The following is a 17,568-nucleotide window of genomic DNA, read 5'->3' on the forward strand; positions in this document are numbered from 1 at the left end:
TCGATCCGGCCTGGCCGTAACAGATGCCGATGGTGTGCTGGCGGCGCACCGCGTCGGCGAACTCGACGAACCTGCCGATCCGCTCCCAAGCTGTTGCTCACAAATTGCTGGAACAGGATCAATTGGTCGCCGCTCTGCCTGCCGACTCTCCTTTGGCCGAGAAGGGAACCCTTGACATCGCCGATCTCGCGCCGCAAAACTTCATCGGCTATCCCAGATATTCCGTGGTGAGCGGCATTTTCCTGGACGCCTGTCGAAGGGCCGGGTTTCAGCCCAAGCTGGTCAGGAGGCAAACGAAACGTCCACCCTCCTCTCGCTGGTATCTGCGGGAATGGGTAGCCTGGTCCCGATGACCTCCCGGATGTTTTCCTTCGAAGGCGTCGTCTTCAGGCCGCTGCGTAACCCGCCGCTTGTTGACCTCGCTGTGGCGTGGAACCGCAACAACGAATCATCAGTGCTGATTCAAAACTTTCTGACCCTATTCGACTCGCTGCCGGGTTCACCCTCGCAGCCGCCGCCGCAAAGGAACCTAGCCCGTGAAGATTGAACGCATTGAGGCCATACCCTACGCCATCCCGTACACGCGGCCCTTGAAATTTGCCAGTGGAGAGGTGGCCACAGCCGAACACGTCCTAATCCGGGTGTACACGGACACCGGGATCTGTGGAGTAGCCGACACTCGTCCGCGCCCGTACACCTACGGCGAAACGCAGGATTCGATCATTTCGGTGGTCACCCGGATTTTTGCCCCGCAGCTCATCCCAAAGTGCAGCAAATCCTTCGCCGCACAGTGCACAATCCCATTGCAAAGGGCGCCTTGGACATTGCCCTTTGGGACATCATCGGCATTTCAGTGGCTACGCCGGTTTACAAACTCTTGGGTGGGTTCACTGACAGTATGCGAGTCTCCCATATGCTCGGCTTCAAGCCGGCGCAACACTTGCTGGACGAGGCCCTGCGGTTCCGCGAAATGTACGGGATTAACACCTTTAAGTTGAAGACGGGCCGTCGGCCTTTGTCTCTGGACATCGAGGCCTGTCATGTACTGCGGGACGGGCTGGGTGAAGACACAGAAATCTACCTGGACGCTAACCGTGGTTGGTCAGCCAACGAGGCAATGGAAGTGCTGCGCCGTACCGAAGGCCTTGGATTGTCGATGCTGGAAGAGCCTTGTGACGCCGGCGAAGCCATGGGCCGCCGGCGGCTCGTCCAGCAGGCAACCATCCCGATCGTCGGCGACGAAAGTGTCGCAACACCCGGTGACGTTTCGCGAGAGCTGTTGTCCGGCGGCAGCACGGCCATCTGCATCAAGACCGCCCGCAGCGGATTCACGCAGGCCCTGCAAATCCTTGGCCTGTGCGATGGACTGGGAGTGGATGTCACCATGGGCAACCAGATCGACACCCAAGTGGGAAGCCTCGCCACGGTGACCTTCGGTGCGGCGTTCGAAGCCAGTTCCCGGCGCGCCGGCGAGCTGTCTAACTTCCTGGACATGACGGACGACCTTCTGGCCACACCTTTGGAAATAAAGGACGGCATCATCCACGTCCGGGACGTGCCGGGCGTTGGTGCCGACATCGATTACGACAAACTCGAAAAATATCGGCAGGACTGACTTCTCAGTCCTGCCCCGACACCTTGGAGAAAGATCATGCTCTATATGGTTCGAATGGATGTCAACCTTCCGCCGGGCATGCCCGCTGACCAGGCGGACGCCATCAAAGCGAAGGAACGTGGATACGCGCAGGAACTTCAGCGTGACGGGCGCTGGGTGCATCTCTGGCGAGTAGTCGGTGAGTACTCGAACTACTCGGTGTTCGACGTGGCTGACAACGACGAGCTGCACTCCTTGCTCTCTGGGTTGCCGCTCTTCCCGTACATGGACATCAAGGTGACCCCACTGGCGAAGCATCCATCCGCCGTCGGCTAGTCCTTCGTCGCCAACTGATACATAAAATCTCTCAATGAGCCTGAAATCAGTATTTCTGTTCGCTCAATAGGAAGCCTAGCCTTGAATCAACAGCACACTGTGTGATGGCCGGTACTGGACGTTCCCCTGAAGGGGGAATGCTGAAGCCACCGAAAATTATCTACGACAAGGGAGTCACCGTGACAACGGAAACCAAGGCAACTGCAGCCGCCTCAGGTGCGGGTGCAACAGCCCGCTTCAGGGAAGACAAGCACGTCGCTGCCACTACAAGCCAGGAGCGCGTTAGCGCCCTCGCTGGCCGGATCATCAAAGCTATCAACGACACCGTGATCGACGAGAAGGTCACTTATGACGAATACAACGCCCTTAAGTCTTGGCTGATCAGGGTCGGCGAGGACGGGGAATGGCCGCTGTTCCTTGATGTCTGGGTGGAGCACTCCGTCGAAGAAGTTGCCAATGCCAACCGGCACGGCTCCAAGGGGACCATTGAAGGCCCCTACTACATTCCGAACGCGCCATCCCAGAACACGCCGGCCACGCTGCCCATGCGTGATGACGAGCCGGGCACACCGCTGCTGTTCCAGGGGCAGGTGAAGAACGTTGCCGGGCAGCCCCTGGCGGGAGCCGTGATCGAGCTGTGGCACGCAGACGATCTTGGCTTTTACTCCCAGTTCGCGCCGGGCCTGCCGGAATGGAACCTCCGCGGCTCCGTCACCGCCGACGCCGAGGGCAAGTTCCAGGTCAACACCGTTCAGCCGGCCCCGTACCAGATCCCGACCGACGGCGCCTGTGGAGCCCTCATCGCTGCTGCCGGCTGGCACGCCTGGCGGCCAGCACACCTGCACCTGAAGGTCTCCGCGCCCGGGCACCAGCTCATTACTACCCAGTTGTACTTCCAGGGTGATGAGCATGTAGCAGACGATATTGCTTCGGCCGTCAAGCCGGAACTGATCCTCGCACCTACGGGCCGCGGTGACGGCGACGGCCGTGAAGTCACCTACGACTTCATCCTCGATCCGCAGGACTGAAACAAAATTCAACTCTCTGGCTACGCCGGCCAGGCCGGTCAGCCCCCTGCTGTCGGGTGGCGGCCCCTCGCCACCACCCGACTTTGAACCGCACGGGCTGGCCCAGATGCCGTCTTGCGAATCATCAGGTCCCCGACCGAGGAGGCGCCAGTGAGCCAGGAAGCAGTCCTGTCACCTGTAGACACCCGCGAAGTGCGCCACGCATTCGGGACATTCGCCACTGGAGTCGCAGTAGTGACATGCCGGTCCGAGGACGGCGTGCCCCACGGCGCCACAGTCAACTCCTTCACAGCCATCTCACTCGATCCGCCCTTGGCCCAGGTGACACTGACCCGGACCTCGCGGGCCGCCCGCTACCTTAGAGGTGCCCCCTTTGCCCTCAATGTCCTGTCCACTGAACAGCTGGATGTCGCCCTGCATTTCGCCGGGAGTGCCGCGGGCAAGAAGCCCGCATGGGCCCTTGACGGTAACGTTCCGGTGCTGCTGAACAACGCAGCCACCCTGGCATGCCGTCCCTGGAACATCTATGACGGCGGGGACCACCTCATCGTCGTCGGCGAAGTCATCTCCCAGAACATCACCACGCGCGAACGGCTCCTGTTCTTTAATGGAAAGTTCCGCCAGATCGGCAGTCTTGTGGACGGTGCGCCCTGGGGCCACTCATATGACGCTTCCGACTCCGGATGGTTCGCAGGCGCCGTCTCGTTCAAACCTATTGGTGACGCCTAGGCCGCGCTTCACAGGGCAGACAGGTTGAATGTCCTAGCGCCGCTACTGAAAGATGAGGGAGACGGCATGACGACTGAAATGCACCCCCCGCTTGGGGTGCCAACACCACCACCGCGCTTCCCGTATGACGTCATCTCATTGCCCTGCCTCAAATCGCTCAGCCCTCGGAATACCTCCTGCAGACCCCGATCCATTCGTCAGACGTGTGGTCGTAGTCAACCCGTTCCTGCACATTCACGACACGTGGATGATGAACGCAGGAAGAACCTGAGCGCTAGTGAGGGAGGTTCTCCGTGACATCGATGGCTGCGGTCAACAACGAGAAGGTCGCGAGTTTCTCGACGAGCCATCTGCCCTGGTGCCTGGACGTGGTTCGTGGATCCCCGCTGGAATACAACGATGTGAAGCTAGGCGGACCATGGGCAGTCGATTGCCGTCTCGGCGGGATGTCCGGCCGCCGCGGTTCACGTGAGATCAGCCGTACAGACGGTGACTACACTGCGGTCTTGTTAGTACGGCAAGGCCAGGAGGTCTTTTCACAGAGCGGTCGCCAGGCATCGATTGGGCCAGGCAGCGCCCTAATTTGGGATGGCGTCCTGCCGGGGGAGTGCCACAGCGACGGCCCGCTCGTGAAGACGACACTCTTTATGCCCCGTGACCTCTGCCTTGAGGCGCTCCCGCGCCTCGACGCACTCGTCGCCCGCCCCCTGGCCCCGACCCCCAGCCTCCGCCTTCTATTCGACTGGTTACAAATGTCAATGACATCCGAAGATCTGGACAAGGAAGCGGCCAACACGGCAGGACGTGTCGCCATTGACCTGCTGACATCGGCGCTCGGTGCTTCCTCGAACATAGTGCTCAACACTCAGGCGATCCGGCTGATGGAGATCAAGGCCTTCATTGAAAGGCAGATCGCCGATCCCGGCCTCACGGTGGATGACATTGCCCGTGCCAACGCGGTCTCAACCCGGTACCTTCACATATTGTTTCAAGGCACAGGGGAAACCTGCCGCCAATTTTTGATGCGCCGTCGGCGGGAAGCCGCACATCAACTGTTGCTATCGCCGGCGAGACTGTCGATCACAGAGATCGCCCACAGGTACGGCTTCGACAGCCCGTCATCATTCAGCCGCGCTTACCGCACCGCCTACGGTGTTTCACCCCGGGAAGCACGGAATACCAGCCGCTGAATATGATCTACGCGACATTGTGCGCACCCGGAACATTTCTGTGCACACGGCGGCAGGTTTTTCTGCCTCGAGTATCCAATACTTGCTACTGCGAGGAGATACCTCCCGGTGACGAAGGAGTCCCCAATGTCCAATACCCTGAGCGCGCGTGCCGTGAAGCACGCCGCACTGTTCCAGCCCGGACGGATCGGACGGATGTCCCTGAAGAACCGCTTCGTCCAGTCCCCCATCTTCACCCAGTACGCCGAGGTCGATGGATACGCGGGCCCCCGCCTCATCGAATATTTCCGCGAACGGGCGCGCGGGGGAGCAGGCCTGCTCATCACGGAGAACACCTCGGTTGACTGGCAGGTTGGCCGCACGGTCGGACACCCGATCCGGATCGACCACGACCGTTACCGGTCCGGTCTGGCAGACCTGGTCGAGGCGGTACACAACGAGGGCGCGAAGATCGCCGTGCAGTTGCACCACACGGGCCGCCAGAACTCCCAAGGCAACACCGAAGGCAACGTTCCGCCAATCGCACCAACGGCCGGCATCACCAGCGCCTTCGGAACGGCACCGCGCGCCATCGAGCTCGCGGAGATCCCCGGCCTGATCAACATGTACGCCCAGGGGGCCCGCCGGGCCAAGGAAGTGGGCTTCGACGCGGTGGAGCTCCACGGCGCGCACGGGTACCTGCTAGGGCAGTTCCTGTCGCCCAAGACGAACAAGCGCACCGATGGGTACGGAGGCTCGCTGGAAAATCGGGCCCGATTCGCCCTCGAAGTGGTCCGGGCGGTACGCGAACAGGTCGGTCCCGACTTCCCGGTGCTTTACCGGCTCAGCGTCGAGGAGCCGTACGAGGGCGGGCTCTCCCTGGAGGACGGGCTGGCGTTCTGCCAGATGCTGGAGGAGTACGTCGATGCGCTGGACGTGTCGGCCGGCAACTACGACACGGCGGACATTCTCCTGCCCATGGTCCCCCCGGGCAACCTCCTGCACTATGCCAAAGAAGTGAAAAAGCGGGTCTCCGTACCCGTCATCGGCGTGGGGCGTTTGGTCTGGCTGCTGGACGAGCTCAACGACGACGTCGCCGCCGGGGAACTGGACTTCGTCGCCATGGGACGAGCGGGCCTGGCCGATCCCACGATCGTCGAAAAGACCCGACGTGGTGAAACGTCAAACATTCGCCGCTGCCTGGCCGTCAACGAGTGCATCTCACGGTGGATGTTCAACGGTCAGCACACCCAGTGCGTCATTAACCCGGCGCTGTCTCAGGAAAAGCGGGCCGCCGAGGCCCGTCGGCTGGCCGTCCTCACCAAGCGGGTCCTGATTGTTGGAGCCGGCCCGGCCGGATGCGAGGCCGCCATCCTGGCCGCCGAGCGCGGCCATGAAGTGACGCTGGCCGAACGCGAGCAGGAGATCGGCGGCCAGCTGCGGGCGTGGGCAGCAGCGAAGGTGTTGAACAAGGAGATCACCACGTTCCTCGAGTTCTACAGCGCCGAGCTGCAGCGCACCGGCGTTGACGTCCGGCTCAACACCGAGATCACGGAAGCCGACATGAACGGGTACGACACCGTCCTACTCGCCACCGGCACCAAGAGCTCAGGAGCCCCCAAAGGAACCGTCGAAGCCGTGCGGATGCTGGCCGACCGCCGTGCCCCCGAAGCGAAGGAGTTGACTGTGCACGGGGACACTGAGACCGCGATGTTCTCCGCCCTGTGGCTGGCCGAGCAGGGCCGGAAGGTTACGCTCAGCTCTCCCAGCGCCGACATCGGACTCGACACCAACGACATGCAGCGCAACCACCTGAGGGGGCTGCTCGCCGCCCTGAACGTAACCGTTCTCACCGACCAGCCGGCCCCCGCCGGAGAGACAGTCGTGTGGGCGCAGGATCGCGCGGCCAGCGATGCCCTGGCAGGGGCAGCCGGAGACGATCGCGTGCACATCATCGGCACACGTCTTAGGGGCGGCCGCATGTACGAGGCAACCCAGTCTGGTTTCTGGGCAGCAGCCCAGATTTAGGAGGAGTAACGATGACTATTCGCGCAATTGAGCACATCGGCATCACGGTGCCCGACCTTGAGCAGGCAACCCGCTTCTTCGCCGACGCTTTCGGCGCCGAAAAGATCTATGACATGCTCGACGAACCCCTGGCAGGCCCCGCCGTCGAGGCCGGCCTGGGGATCCCCACAGGAGCGAGGATCGAGGCAATACGCATGCTCCGTCTCGGCGAAGGACCCAATCTGGAGCTGTTCACTTACTCCGGGACAACACAGCGCGACCCTGTCGTGCCGAGCGACTACGGTCTCCAGCACTTCTGCGTCTACGTCGACGACATCGAGGAGGCCGCCGCCCGGTTGGAAAAGGCCGGCGGGCAGCTGCTGAGCCAGCCGGGTGATCTTCCGGGAGGCGATGCAGGAGAGGGCAACCGGTATCTCTACGCCCGCACCCCGTGGGGCAGCACAGTGGAGCTCGTAACCTACCCATCTGCCCAGGCCTACGAGTCCAGAACTTCCCTGCGCCGTTGGCGTCCGGCCAAGGAGTCCGGCACTGCCCATCAGGAAAAATGACACCGGTGCGCCGGGCAGGGCCAGCATTCGCTGGCGGGACATGAAGTGGCAGCTTTGCATATGGTAGGAAGGATGACCAAGGGCACGCCCTGAGAACGGCAGCATAGCTCAGCCTTGCATGACGGCGACCATTCGCATAGGCGAGGTAATCGCGTCTCATCCCGATGATTTGCTGGCGCACTTCCATTTGCACTTCCATTAGGGAAGCGCACACATTGGCGGTGAGGTTCAAGCAAGTTTGGCTTGCGGGTACTCTTAGATCCTCTGCCCGGCTGATTTCGAAATCGGGCAAGGACGGCTTTCAGGGCACCGCTGCCGGCGCGAGCCGAACCAGCCCGGCCGCCGTCCCGAGTCAGGGTCTTCTTCCGCTTTGTGTGAGCGCCGCTGCTTGGCCGAGGCGATGACTTTCCTTTAGCGTTCCCCGAGCGAGTGTTCAAATTGGGCAAGTGCACGCATCACGGATGCTATGAGTTGGCCATAGGGGAGTCATCGCCGGTGAGAGCAGGTGTTTCCGGCGATTCCAGCCGCGCGCCTTTTCGGGTCAGGCCGCCTTGGAAAGAGCACGTAAGCAAATGCGCGGGTGTTCACGGCACAGAGAGTTAGGAGTGTTTACTGCCGAAGTCACTCAAAGCCGGACTGGTGGTTCCGGGTCGTCGCGCCGGGCGGAATCACTGTTGGGCACGGCCAGAACCTGGCCTCCGAATTCGCACTGGCAGGACGGGAAATGGGGAGGTATTACGCGTTCTCAACAACAACGTCATTCTTGCCCGTGCCGCCGGCAGGGGTGAGGTCATTCTCAGCGGCCGGGCCTCAACTTTCAGAAAAGGCCCGATCAGCAGGTGGATTATTGAAACATACGAGGAGATTATGGACGCATTGGCAGGTCCACCTCATCTGGCCAAGCCGAACACTCCGCGTGGGTGGCTGACGTGACCGGATCGGATGAACATTTTGACCCTGCCTTCCTGGGCATCCCGCGGTGAACCGGGCTCTGGCTGATCGGTTCTGAGTCCCTGAGCCATTTCGATGATGCAACCCCGCAGCATTGACGGAAGCGGGCCCGCTTCTTACCATGAGTCCCCTAGGAGAGCACGAACGCTGAAGCGGAGTCCGGACATGGGAAAACCGAAAACCGAAAAACCGAAAAACCGGGAAAGCATCTTCCGGCAAAACCGGTCGCTCTCACCCGCCAGAGAGGCCAGTGGAATGGTGGAAGCGACCCTTTGTTTGGGGCGGGACGATTCTTCTGGCCGCGTTAGGCGCCGCCCTCACCGCCTGGCTCCAGCCAAGAATCACCGGCAATCGACACAGTCACCGAGTCAGGGGACCCCATCTCAGTAGTCACATCCACCTTCGCCGCCACGCTGGGAGAAGGGGCAATAGAAGGACAAATCCTGGACGTCCTGATCGCCGGCGACGACGAAGCCGCAACCCAGGCCGTCGCCGACTTTGCCGCCGCTGCCGGACTCAACCCCGTCGTCGTCGGACCACAGCGCCGCGCCCAGCAGCTCGAACAGACCGGCTTCCTCCACATCCTGTCATAGCTGGTCAACCCCAGCCACGATGGACCTTCCGCGTAGCGTACTAAGTACTCAGTGCTGCCGCCCGCTGTTCCCCGCGCCCACGGTGACTCCTGAAGCGTGCTTTGAATGCCTGCAGGGGTGGTCGGGGTGCTGACGCCGATCCTAACGCCTTCCCGCATCACTGGACAGCGAGATCACCAGGAACTCCTGCGCCGGAATTTCAAATTCGGACAGGCGGCTTTCCAGATCCTTGATTCCGTAGCGGCCGTCAAATGCCTGCAGAAGGAATTCGGCGCCGAGACGGAGCCGGTTCTCCAGGCCCAGTGCTGCGCGGGACAGTTCCAGGCCCAAGACTGTCGCCGCATGGGCCAAGCTGCGGCTCGGCAATGAGCTCGGCGACAGTAATCACGACCGGGGCTCCTTCCCGGCTCCCGCAAATCGATCGCCTGCCGGACTACGGTATTGCAATCGTCGGAGTGCCGTTCGACGGCGGCACCTCCTTCCGCCCGGGCGCCCGTTTCGGCCCCGCGGCCGTCCGTGAAGCGTCCCGGCTGCTGCGCCCCGGATATCCACCCGGAACTCGACGTCGAGCCCGTGTATGAAGCCCAGGTGGTGGACGCCGGCGATATCGCCTGCACGCCTACGACATCACCCGGGCTGTACGCGAAATCGAGGAGCAGGCGCGGCCCCTGATCAGCGAGGACAAGAGACTCATCGCCATTGGTGGGGACCACACCATCGCCCTGCCCTTGCTGCGGGCGCTGAATCAAGTCCACGGGCCGGTTGCCCTGCTCCACTTCGATGCTCACCTGGACACCTGGGACACTTACTTCGCCCAGCGGGTCACGCATGGAACCATTTTCCGCAGGGCCTTCGAGGAAGGGCTGCTTATAGAGGACAAGTCCATGCACGTGGGTATCCGCGGGCCGGTCTATGACCGTGACGATTTTCTGCGCGACCACGAGTTCGGGTTCCAGATCATCAGGTGTTCGGACTTGGACGTCACTCGTATCCCCGCTGCAATCCAGAGGGTTAAGGAGCGTCTGGGCGATACGCCCGTCTACGTTTCCATCGACATTGATGTCCTGGACCCGTCCTACGCTCCGGGCACCGGAACACCGGAGATGGGCGGCCTGCACTCCCGTGAGCTGCTTGCCCTCTTGAGGGGCCTCAACGGTATCACCATCGCGGGGGCTGATGTCGTCGAAGTAGCCCCCGCGTACGACCACGCAGACATCACCACTCTTGCGGCCGCAACCCTGGTCTTTGACCTTCTCAGGCTGATGGTGAACCGCTCCAAAGGAGCGATCATCAGAGGCGCCGAAGCGCTGGAAGCCGCAACGGTTTAGGCGCCATGCCCTTGCTGGCCCGCGGACTCCGTGGGCCAGCAGGGGCGCCGGATCGGCCCCTCGAATACAAGCCCGCGACCGGCTTCGTTGCCATTGCCGGATGAAGGCTGGAACGTGGGTACAACCGACCGTTGCGAGTTCCCGGGGGAGAGGCCTAGACTCGGGCCACAACCCCCATCGGGGAGAACTCCAGAACCCTTCACTCATCCCCTGTTCTGGGCGTGCGGATAGGTTCGTGTTCTGGGCACAGCAGAACAGGAATCGGCCATGACTAAGTATCTTTTCCAAGCAAATTATGTGGGCCAGGGCATCAAAGGCCTGATGCAGGAGGGTGCGTCCAAGCGTGGGGACGCGGTTGTAAAGGCCTTGGAGTCGGTTGGGGGATCACTGGAATGCATCTACTAGGCGTTTGGCGCGACGGATGTCCTGGGGGTGTTCGACGTTCCCGATCAGCCGAGTGCTGTTGCCCTTTCCCTGATGATCAATTCCACCGGCGCCGTGGACCTTCACCTCACGCCGCTCATGACACCCGAGGATATTGACGCAGCTGTGGGCAAGACACCTGTCTACCGGGCCCCCGGTCAGTAACGGCTTCGACTGGGCTGCCTCGTGCAGCGCCAGTCGAACCTTCGGTCACCAGAGGGGACGGCCGGCAGCACCCGCCAGAGAGCCGCGAGTTGCTTTCAAAGATATTCGAAAAAATCCGGTCTGGTTTCGGCGTCCAACCCTTAGTATCAGGAAAGTGCCGGTAGGCACCACCTGACCGGCGGATTTCCAACCGCCTTGCCGATTGCGGGGGACCGATCGCCATGCTCCGAACTTTGAAATCCATCGCGGCAGTGGTTGGCCTGGGTCTGGCTTTGGGACTGATGCCGGCCCAGTCCGCCCAGGCAGCGCCTGCCACAGGCCGGATCTCCCTCAGCCCGGCCACTGGACTGGCAGGATCCGCCGTCACAGTCAGCGGAACGGGGTTCAAGGCCTCCACCACGGGGACGGTGATCGCCGGTGCCACGACTTTCCCCTTCAAAACGGCGGCCTCGGGTGCCTTCAGCACCTCGATCACCATCCCTTCCGCAGCCACGGGATCGTTGACAATCACGGCCAAGACCTCGTCCATCCAGGCCTCGTCCGTGTTCACGGTGACCGCGCCGGCCCCGACGCTCCCTCCGGTCAGCACCGCCGCGCTTCGCTTCGGGGTCGCCACGGCCGGCGGCCCCCTGGCCGGCGGCGAACTCGATGAAGTGGCGCAACTGGCCGGGGAAAGCCCGTCCACGATTCTGTTCTACAAGGACTTTCTCCAGGCGCCACCCATCGCCGAGATGGACTCCGTCCGGGCACGCGGCGCCGTCCCGCTCATAACCTGGGAACCTTGGGCCTGGGGCGGCGGAATGGAACAGCCCGCCTACTCCCTAGACCGAATTGCCGCTGGCGACTTTGACGCCCACATCACGCAGTGGGGTCAGGCACTTGCGGCCTGGGGCCAGCCGGTCCAGCTCAGATTCGCCCACGAGATGAACGGCAACTGGTACCCGTGGGCCGAAGGCGTCAACGGCAACCAGCCCGGCGACTATGTAGAAGCCTGGCGCCATGTTCACGACATTGTTGCTGCCACCGGAGCCAGCAACGTGTCCTGGGTTTGGAGCCCGAATGTTCCCTACTACGGTTCCACCGATCTCGCCGGCCTCTTTCCCGGCGCCGGGTATGTGGATGTTGTGGCCCTCGACGGGTACAACTGGGGCACTTCAGCCTCCTGGAGCGGCTGGATATCGCCGCAGGATCTCTTCGCTCCGGGGATAGCCCAGTTGCGTACTCTGGCACCCGGAGTTCCCATCCTGATCAGCGAGACGGCTTCCAGCGAAGCAGGGGGCAACAAGGCTGCCTGGAACACTGAGCTCGTGTCCTATCTGGCGGCCCAGCCCGATGTTGTCGGCTTCGTCTGGTTCCACCTCCAGAAGGAAACCGACTGGCGGATCAACAGCAGCGGCACCTCCGCCTCAGCTTTTAAGTCCGCATTGCAGGCGCGCCGGACTCCCTGACTCGGTAGTCAGGGACGCGCCTTGTTGTCCCGGCGGACCAGCCCCAGCAGGGCAACACCAATGAGCATCACGCCAAGCGTGGTCAGCAGGGCAGCGGGCGAAGCGACGAAATCTGTCTGGTTGGCCACACTGTTGCCCAAGTAGCGGCATAATGACCTAAACTGCTTCACTGAGGCGCCTGAAATGGTGCCGTGCAGCGACGAAAGTGAACACGCCATGGCTACCGATTACGACGCTCCACGCAAGACTGACGACGAGGCTTCCGCCGAGTCGCTGGAGGCCCTGCAGGCATCCCGCAGCGGCAGTGCCCAGACCGCAGTCATCGACGTCGACGAGACCGACACCGCCGAAGGCATCGACCTTCCCGGCGCCGATCTCTCCGGCGAAGAGCTGACGGTCATTGTGGTTCCCGAACAGTCCGATGAGTTCACCTGCTCATCCTGCTTCCTGGTCCGGCACCGGTCCCAGATTGCACGCGAAAAGAACGGCCTGAAGTACTGCATCGAGTGCGAAGGCTGAACGGCCGACGGCGGCACTCCGGTGAGGTGCGCCGGCGTCGTTATTATGCATAACGGCAGGGTGCAGAAACGGTGTTAATAGCGTATCGATGGCCCCGTAAAGTGCTTTAGAATTACGCCCGCGTGACCGGAACCAAGGCCGATTAACGGTTCCGCGCCGAAGCGGCAACAACCCTTTTGAGTGGCCTTGGAGACTCCTACGCTTGAGCTACCTAATCACTCGAAGGGTGGCCCACAATGAAAAAGATTCATACGTGGCTGACAGTCATTTTGATGGCTGTCGGATTGGGTTTCCTGGCTCCGGGGCCCGCCTCGGCAACCACATCGTATTGCGGACTCGTATGGGGATCGCTGGCTGAATCAGACCCGGCCATGAGCACCGCATCCGTCACCAACGTCCGGACAGGGCAGCATTACTGCTTTGACCGGATGGTGGTTGATCTCAACGGCCCTGTTGCCGGCTACACGGTTCAGTACGTTCCGACCGTGGTCCAGGACGGTTCAGGTTTTGAAATCCCGATGCGGGGTGGCGCATTCCTCCAGGTAACTGTGAACGCACCGTCCTATGACAGCAATTACAACGTCACCTACAGCCCGGCGGCAAAGGCCGAACTGTCCGACGTATCGGGATACCAGACCTTCCGGCAGGTGGCCTACGCGGGCAGCTTCGAAGGCTACACCAGCATCGGACTGGGTGTCCGTGCCCGGCTCCCGTTCCGGGTCTTCACCCTGGACGGCCCCGGATCCGGATCGCGCATGGTGGTGGATGTAGCGCACTTCTGGTGACCCGCGGTTCGCTGCTGAACCGCAGTTGAGACAAGATCAGGAAACCAAAACGGCGCCCTGCTCCGGAGACTTTCCGGGCAGGGCGCCGTGCTGTGTGCTGTGGGTGGGGCAACTACTCCGGGACCACAAGTGCAGGAGTGTCCCGGCGGATGGTTTCGCCGCGGAAGAACCCCGGGCGGAGGCGTGCCATGATCACCATCAGCACAGCCCCGAGCGCTAGGATCCCGATGCCCAGGACAAACACCAGCCCAACCCCGAAGACCTCCGAACCGCTGCCGAACTCCGGCGCCCAGCTGTCCATGGCTGTCTGCAGGAAAACCACAAACAATCCGACGCCGCCCGCTACCGGGCAGAGCAGCCGCAGCATGAAGTTGCGGACGCTGCTGAACACGCTGTTCCGGAAGTACCAGGCGCAGGCGATGGCGGTCAGGCCGTAGTAGAAGCAGATCATCAGGCCGAGGGCCAGGATGGTGTCGTTCAGGACGTTTTCGCTGATCACATGCATCACCGCATAGAACCCAGCGGACAGGATGCCCGCCGCCACTGTTGCGAAGCCCGGCGTCGAGAAACGCTTGCTGATGTGGCTGAACGGCGCAGGCAGCGCACCGTAGTGGGCCATGGCCAGCAGGCTGCGCGACGGAGACGTGAACGTGGACTGCAGGGACGCAGCGGAACTGGACAGCACCGCGAGCGACATCAGGATGGCGAACGGCCCCATGATCGGCGAGGCCAGCGCCGTGAAGAGGTTCTCGTGGTTCTCAGCGTTGTTCAGGCCAATCCCGGTATCGCCGACGCCGGCGAACATCATGGTGGAAATGGTCACCAGCAGGTAGATCCCCAGGACAACGACGGCGGTGAGGGTGCCCGCCAGTCCAGCCGTCTTTTTGCCGTTGGCGGTTTCCTCATTCACCGTCAGGCAGACGTCCCAGCCCCAGTAGACAAAGATCGACAGCGAGATGCCGGCAGCGATCTGCCCGAACGTCTCGATCCTGGTGACGTCGAACCACTCCCAGCTGAACGGGATGGCCGTTTCCGACGTGGACCAGTTCGCGAACGCCATGCCCACGAAAAGCCCCAGGACCAGCAGCTGGAATCCGACGAGTCCGTACTGGACCAGCTTGGTGGTGTGCAGGCCGCGGTAGCTCACCCACACGGCGAGGGCCACGAACACGAAGCACGTCAGGACGTTCAACGGCTTATTGGCCGCGAGGTCCGCGAGTTCAGGCGCACCCGTCAGCTGCGACAGGAAGAGATAGAAGAAGTCGACGGCCACGCCCGCCAGGTTGGACAGGACGATGATGTTGGCGGCCAGCAGTCCCCAGCCGCCCATCCAGCCCACCCAGGGGCCAAACGCTTTGGTGACCCAGGTGAACGTGGTGCCGCTGTCCGGGGAATCGGCGTTGAGTTCCCGGTAGGCGAGTGACACCAGGATCATGGGGATGAACCCGATCAGGAAAATGACGGGCAGCTGGAGCCCCGCCTCATTAACCGTGGGGCCCAGGGCGCTGGTCAGCGTGTAGGCCGGTGCGATGGTGGAAATGCCAAGAACGACGACGGCGAGGAGGCCCAGCTGCCCGCCCTTCAGTCCTTTTGCGGTGATGCCGTGCGCCGAGCCGGCCGGGTCGGTCCCGGATGGCTGGCCTGCGGGGGTGTTCGTGCGGGTGGTTTGGGTCATTGTCCAGCGCTTTCTACGAAGCAGCAGGCTGCTGTTGGGTGATGCAGTGGATGCCGCCGCCGCGGGCGAAGAGCTCACGGGCGTCAATGCCGACCACACGCCGGCCGGGGTAGGCCTCCGCCAGGATCTGCAGCGCCTTGTCATCGTTGGGGTCCCCGAACGTACAGGCGATGACGCCGCCGTTGACCACGACGTGGTTGATGTAGCTGTAGTCGACAAAGCCTTCGTCATCCCAGAGCACTTCAGGGGCCGGGACTTCGATGATGGTCCACTCCCGTCCGGCCGCGTCCCTCGTGGTGCGCAGGTGCTCGATGATGTCGCGGCTTACCTGGAAGTCCGGGTGGCGGGGGTCCTGCTGGGAATGCACCAGCAGTGTGCCGGGGGAGGGGATGGCGGCCACGATGTCCACATGACCGCGCGTGCCGAACCGTTCCGAGTCGCGGGCCAGTCCGCGCGGGAGCCAGACCACCTGCGTGGCGCCGATGGTCCGGGCGAGCTCGGCTTCGACGTCGGCCCGGCTGAGTCCCGGGTTGCGGCCCGGATCCAGCTGCACGGTTTCGGTCACCAGCACGGTTCCCTGGCCGTCCACCTGGATGCCGCCGCCTTCGTTGACCAGCGCGGACACGATGTGCGTGGCCCCGGACCGGCCCGAGACTTCGCCGGCGATCAGCGCGTCTTTGTCCCAGCGCGCCCAGTCCTGGGCGCCCCAGCCGTTGAAGACCCAGTCGACGGCGCCGAGGCTCCCGTCCTGGTCCAGCACAAACGTGGGGCCGATGTCTCGCATCCACGCATCGTTGAGCGGGGCGGCAAGTACCTCGACGGCCGGGTGCAGATAGCGGGCGGCGATGCCGACGTCGTCGGGGTCCACCACCACGGTGACCGGCTCAAATTCGACGGCGGCGTTGGCCACCGCTGCCCAGGTGGACCGGGCTGCGTGGGCAGCTTCCTCCGTGTCACCCAGGGTGTAACCGCCGGTGGGAAAGGCCATCCACAGCCGCTCCTGCGGAGCGGTTTCGGCGGGCATGCGCCACGTGCTCATGCGGTCACCTGCTGACGGTTGATTGAGCCTGCGTGACTGGTGATTGAGCCGGCGTGCCCGGTGATTGAGCCTGCGTGCCCGTTGATTGAGCCGGCGTACCCGGTGATTGAGCCTGCGTGCCCGTTGATTGAGCCTGTCGAAATCCCTGGCTCTTCGCCGCCGAGCGGCTGGTCACGGCGTACGGGTTCCGTAAGCCGGCCGTAGGTATCGGGGCGGCGCGTGGACAGGAAGGGGAAGAGCGTCAGCCAGTCCCGCCGCTGGTCCAGGTCGAGGTCTGCCACCAGCACTGCGGAGGCGTCACGCGGGGCCTGCACGAGGACGCGGCCGTAGGGGTCGGAGATGAAGGAGGAGCCGTAGAAGTTCAGCGTTCCTTCACTGCCCCAGCGGTTGGGGGCGATCATAAAGAGCCCGTTGGCGATGCCGTTGCCCACAATGACCTGCTGCCACAGCGGCTGGGTGTCGAATTCCGGGTGGTCCGGCTCTGAGCCGATGGCGGTGGGGTAGACCAGGATCTCTGCGCCACCGAGGGAGTAGAGCCGGGCCACCTCCGGGAACCATTCGTCCCAGCAGGTGGGCATGCCCAGCCGGGCGCCGCCCAGTTGTGCCGGCGCGTGGACCTCGTAGGCATCCGCGGCCGCCGGCCCCTGGCGGAAGAACTTGTCTTCGTAGTAGCCGGCGGTGACCGGGATGTGGAGCTTGTGCGTGCGGGCGAGCAGTTCGCCCTCGGACGACACCAGGACGGCGGTGTTCAGCCCCAGGCCGTCGTCGCTGCCGTCCGGGTTCGGTGCCTGCTGGTACAGCGAGGCATGGACAGCCACGCCGTGGCGGCGGGCCGACTCGGCAGCAAACCGGAAGGTGGGTCCGGTGAGCAGGTCCTCAGCGATGTCCGACGGCCGGGGCCGCACCGCTCCAGGGCGCGTGGTGTCATTCTCCGGGCGCGTGTCCGCGGGGTAACGGGAGAGGGTGAGTTCGGGGAGGAATACCACCGTGGCACCGAGCCTGGCTGCGCGGCCGATTCCTTCATCGAGTTCCGCCTGCAGGACGGCAGCGTCTGCATGCCAGCGGTGCTGCACAACGCCCACCCGAAGGGCAGAGCGGACGGACGGCGTTGTCCGGGCCAGGGACGTGGGTGAGTCGAGGCAGGAAATTTCAATCATGTGCTTACTTCCAGTGAGACGACCGTCACTAAATGAATGACGTTCATTTAGTA

The 17,568-nt window shown here is 63.0% G+C and carries 15 protein-coding genes and 4 pseudogenes; 14 read left to right on the plus strand and 5 right to left on the minus strand.

The annotated features are described in order from the left end of the window. Window positions 1-29: 29 nt before the first annotated feature. The 8 genes and pseudogenes from ACX80M_RS13440 to ACX80M_RS13475 all read left to right on the plus strand — a co-directional run bounded on the left by ACX80M_RS13440 (window position 30) and on the right by ACX80M_RS13475 (window position 7,432). A pseudogene (locus tag ACX80M_RS13440) lies at window positions 30-547 on the plus strand (LysR family substrate-binding domain-containing protein). Beyond that, a pseudogene (locus ACX80M_RS13445) lies at window positions 537-1,615 on the plus strand (enolase C-terminal domain-like protein). Before ACX80M_RS13440 ends, ACX80M_RS13445 begins: the two co-directional pseudogenes overlap by 11 nt. A 36-nt stretch (window positions 1,616-1,651) precedes the next feature. Next, on the plus strand, window positions 1,652-1,930 hold the full coding sequence (catC, locus tag ACX80M_RS13450) for a muconolactone Delta-isomerase (RefSeq protein ID WP_459309827.1): 279 nt from the start codon (window positions 1,652-1,654) through the stop codon (window positions 1,928-1,930). Between the two features lie 179 nt (window positions 1,931-2,109). Next, complete coding sequence (gene catA / locus ACX80M_RS13455; protein WP_459309828.1) at window positions 2,110-2,958, plus strand: catechol 1,2-dioxygenase; 849 nt, start codon at window positions 2,110-2,112, stop codon at window positions 2,956-2,958. A 150-nt stretch (window positions 2,959-3,108) separates the two neighbouring features. Continuing rightward, window positions 3,109-3,687 (plus strand): flavin reductase family protein, encoded by a 579-nt coding sequence (locus tag ACX80M_RS13460; RefSeq protein WP_459309829.1) that lies wholly within the window; start codon window positions 3,109-3,111, stop codon window positions 3,685-3,687. A 302-nt stretch (window positions 3,688-3,989) separates the two neighbouring features. After that, on the plus strand, window positions 3,990-4,877 hold the full coding sequence (locus ACX80M_RS13465; RefSeq protein ID WP_459309854.1) for a helix-turn-helix domain-containing protein: 888 nt from the start codon (window positions 3,990-3,992) through the stop codon (window positions 4,875-4,877). Window positions 4,878-5,003: 126 nt separating this feature from the next. Beyond that, window positions 5,004-6,884: an oxidoreductase gene (locus ACX80M_RS13470; RefSeq protein WP_459309830.1), complete on the plus strand. Its 1,881-nt coding sequence runs from the start codon at window positions 5,004-5,006 to the stop codon at window positions 6,882-6,884. 11 nt (window positions 6,885-6,895) lie between these two features. Further along, window positions 6,896-7,432, plus strand: coding sequence for a VOC family protein (locus ACX80M_RS13475; RefSeq protein WP_459309831.1), 537 nt, complete (start codon window positions 6,896-6,898; stop codon window positions 7,430-7,432). Between the two features lie 1,334 nt (window positions 7,433-8,766). On the opposite strand, the gene ACX80M_RS13480 is transcribed toward ACX80M_RS13475, so the two are convergent. Both ACX80M_RS13480 and ACX80M_RS13485 read right to left on the minus strand, forming a co-directional pair. Next, complete coding sequence (locus tag ACX80M_RS13480) at window positions 8,767-8,964, minus strand: hypothetical protein (RefSeq protein ID WP_459309832.1); 198 nt, start codon at window positions 8,962-8,964, stop codon at window positions 8,767-8,769. 153 nt (window positions 8,965-9,117) lie between these two features. Further along, a complete protein-coding gene (locus ACX80M_RS13485; RefSeq protein WP_459309833.1) occupies window positions 9,118-9,306 on the minus strand; it encodes a hypothetical protein in 189 nt (62 codons plus the stop codon). A gap of 35 nt (window positions 9,307-9,341) precedes the next feature. Here ACX80M_RS13485 and speB point away from each other — a divergent pair. The 6 genes and pseudogenes from speB to ACX80M_RS13515 all read left to right on the plus strand — a co-directional run bounded on the left by speB (window position 9,342) and on the right by ACX80M_RS13515 (window position 13,644). Then, window positions 9,342-10,304: pseudogene (gene speB, locus ACX80M_RS13490) on the plus strand (agmatinase). 267 nt (window positions 10,305-10,571) lie between these two features. After that, on the plus strand, window positions 10,572-10,709 hold the full coding sequence (locus tag ACX80M_RS13495) for a hypothetical protein (protein WP_459309834.1): 138 nt from the start codon (window positions 10,572-10,574) through the stop codon (window positions 10,707-10,709). 12 nt (window positions 10,710-10,721) lie between these two features. Continuing rightward, a pseudogene (locus ACX80M_RS13500) lies at window positions 10,722-10,892 on the plus strand (GYD domain-containing protein); the annotation flags it as partial. Between the two features lie 221 nt (window positions 10,893-11,113). Continuing rightward, on the plus strand, window positions 11,114-12,340 hold the full coding sequence (locus ACX80M_RS13505) for a glycosyl hydrolase (protein ID WP_459309835.1): 1,227 nt from the start codon (window positions 11,114-11,116) through the stop codon (window positions 12,338-12,340). 216 nt (window positions 12,341-12,556) lie between these two features. Further along, on the plus strand, window positions 12,557-12,859 hold the full coding sequence (locus ACX80M_RS13510; protein ID WP_104063859.1) for a DUF4193 domain-containing protein: 303 nt from the start codon (window positions 12,557-12,559) through the stop codon (window positions 12,857-12,859). Window positions 12,860-13,095: 236 nt separating this feature from the next. After that, window positions 13,096-13,644 carry an AMIN-like domain-containing (lipo)protein gene (locus tag ACX80M_RS13515; protein ID WP_252611421.1) on the plus strand — a complete coding sequence of 183 codons (549 nt, stop codon included), beginning with the start codon at window positions 13,096-13,098 and terminating at the stop codon, window positions 13,642-13,644. A gap of 112 nt (window positions 13,645-13,756) precedes the next feature. Here ACX80M_RS13515 and ACX80M_RS13520 read toward each other — a convergent pair whose 3' ends face one another. From ACX80M_RS13520 to ACX80M_RS13530, 3 genes are read right to left on the minus strand one after another with little or no spacing between them, the layout of a single operon-like run. Beyond that, entirely contained in the window at window positions 13,757-15,319 is a 1,563-nt protein-coding gene (locus ACX80M_RS13520; protein ID WP_252611419.1) for an APC family permease, read from the minus strand. Between the two features lie 13 nt (window positions 15,320-15,332). After that, on the minus strand, window positions 15,333-16,358 hold the full coding sequence (locus tag ACX80M_RS13525; RefSeq protein WP_459309836.1) for an agmatine deiminase family protein: 1,026 nt from the start codon (window positions 16,356-16,358) through the stop codon (window positions 15,333-15,335). Then, window positions 16,355-17,515 carry a nitrilase-related carbon-nitrogen hydrolase gene (locus tag ACX80M_RS13530; RefSeq protein WP_459309837.1) on the minus strand — a complete coding sequence of 387 codons (1,161 nt, stop codon included), beginning with the start codon at window positions 17,513-17,515 and terminating at the stop codon, window positions 16,355-16,357. The genes ACX80M_RS13525 and ACX80M_RS13530 overlap by 4 nt, the downstream gene beginning before the upstream one ends. Window positions 17,516-17,568: the final 53 nt, after the last annotated feature.

This window comes from Pseudarthrobacter sp. MDT1-22, from assembly GCF_054511035.1.

Coding starts and splice junctions, on each gene's coding strand:
- catC (WP_459309827.1), top strand. CDS start 1,652: ATGCTCTATATGGTTCGAATGGATGTCAACCTTCCGCCGGGCATGCCC.
- ACX80M_RS13465 (WP_459309854.1), top strand. CDS start 3,990: ATGGCTGCGGTCAACAACGAGAAGGTCGCGAGTTTCTCGACGAGCCAT.
- ACX80M_RS13470 (WP_459309830.1), top strand. CDS start 5,004: ATGTCCAATACCCTGAGCGCGCGTGCCGTGAAGCACGCCGCACTGTTC.
- ACX80M_RS13475 (WP_459309831.1), top strand. CDS start 6,896: ATGACTATTCGCGCAATTGAGCACATCGGCATCACGGTGCCCGACCTT.
- ACX80M_RS13495 (WP_459309834.1), top strand. CDS start 10,572: ATGACTAAGTATCTTTTCCAAGCAAATTATGTGGGCCAGGGCATCAAA.
- ACX80M_RS13505 (WP_459309835.1), top strand. CDS start 11,114: ATGCTCCGAACTTTGAAATCCATCGCGGCAGTGGTTGGCCTGGGTCTG.
- ACX80M_RS13510 (WP_104063859.1), top strand. CDS start 12,557: ATGGCTACCGATTACGACGCTCCACGCAAGACTGACGACGAGGCTTCC.
- ACX80M_RS13515 (WP_252611421.1), top strand. CDS start 13,096: ATGAAAAAGATTCATACGTGGCTGACAGTCATTTTGATGGCTGTCGGA.
- ACX80M_RS13520 (WP_252611419.1), bottom strand. CDS start 15,319: ATGACCCAAACCACCCGCACGAACACCCCCGCAGGCCAGCCATCCGGG.
- ACX80M_RS13525 (WP_459309836.1), bottom strand. CDS start 16,358: ATGAGCACGTGGCGCATGCCCGCCGAAACCGCTCCGCAGGAGCGGCTG.
- ACX80M_RS13530 (WP_459309837.1), bottom strand. CDS start 17,515: ATGATTGAAATTTCCTGCCTCGACTCACCCACGTCCCTGGCCCGGACA.